1 protein-coding gene is annotated in these 1,205 nt (G+C 45.5%); it reads right to left on the reverse strand.

Annotated features, from left to right (window positions below; translation table 11 throughout):
- Window positions 1-27: 27 nt before the first annotated feature.
- Window positions 28-1,131 carry an ISAs1-like element ISAma3 family transposase gene (locus ACX5KA_RS10115; RefSeq protein ID WP_202941278.1) on the reverse strand — a complete coding sequence of 368 codons (1,104 nt, stop codon included), beginning with the start codon at window positions 1,129-1,131 and terminating at the stop codon, window positions 28-30.
- Window positions 1,132-1,205 lie beyond the last annotated feature (74 nt).

Genomic DNA, 1,205 nt, shown 5'->3' on the forward strand with positions numbered 1-1,205 from the left:
CAGGGCAAAATCATACTTGAATGAAATTTAAGCAAACAAGAGTTTTTCTCTGACTTCATCAGACCACGCCGCCTGCTTTAGCTTACCTTTCATACTGTCTTTAATAGGACTCAAGCGTGCTAAATTCATTGCAAAGCGGCGGAAGGTTGCCATATTTTCGGGCGCATCGCCGCGTCTGATGCGGGAGTCGTCCTCTCGATACGTCATATCCAGTACCCAATGTGATGCATTTTCTATCGACCAATGGCTGCGAATGGCTTTTGCAATTTGAGGTAAGTTAACCTCCAAGGAACTGATGTAATAAGCGGTCTCACTCGTTTCCTTATCTTTAAGGTAGCGTTTTCGGGTGACTTCAATGACCGACTTAATATTCGTCCAGCCTTGGCTTTGCGTCAACCAAGGCGTAATGGGTAGCTGAACGTAGGTACGCTCCTCGATGCGTCCATGACCATCATTGGTTAAGGTTAAACTGTTTGTTTTGATATCTTGTGGGGTATCACGCCGTGTCTTGTGGAAGTAAGCCGCTATTTCCGTTGCAAGTTTACCTTGGTTATTCTTGACTTGCAGAACATAGTCGCCTCCTTTTGCATTAATGGCTTTAGCGACCTTCTTCAGGCAATGCATGGCATCGGCAGTGACAATACTGCCTTTTAACTCCAGTAATTCAATCAATTCCAGTACCGTCGACACTTCATTTTTCTTACCCTTCGATTTACATTGTGCGAGGACTAAACCTTGTTCCACCGCGTAGGCCGACACGCTGTGAAGGGCGGTTTTCCTATCACCATCGAATGAATGGCGAAGCGTTTTACCATCAAACGCAATCACGGGCTGCCCTTGGTCTTCACGGATTTCATTCACCCAGCTAATGAAGCTCGTTAGCAAGGCGTTGGGCTCTAGCGAGCTGATAATACGGGCAATAGTATCGTCGACGGGTACACCCTCTTTAAAGGCCCTGAACTTACGCAACCAATCCAGTTTGCTGTCCCCAAATTGCTTAATGTCTTTCCATCCTTCAGCACCAGAAAGAATGGCCACCACGGTGAGAAAAATCACATCAAGTAGGTCATGCTTCTTATTGATATGAGAGCGTTTATCTTCAAGTGACTCAAAATGGGTAATAAATGACATCTGTGCTAGCCTAAAAAGCTAGATTTGATCACAGATGCGCTAGTTAACGCAAGTCAGAGTATGATCTTGCCCTG

This window comes from Alteromonas alvinellae (genome assembly GCF_902705805.1).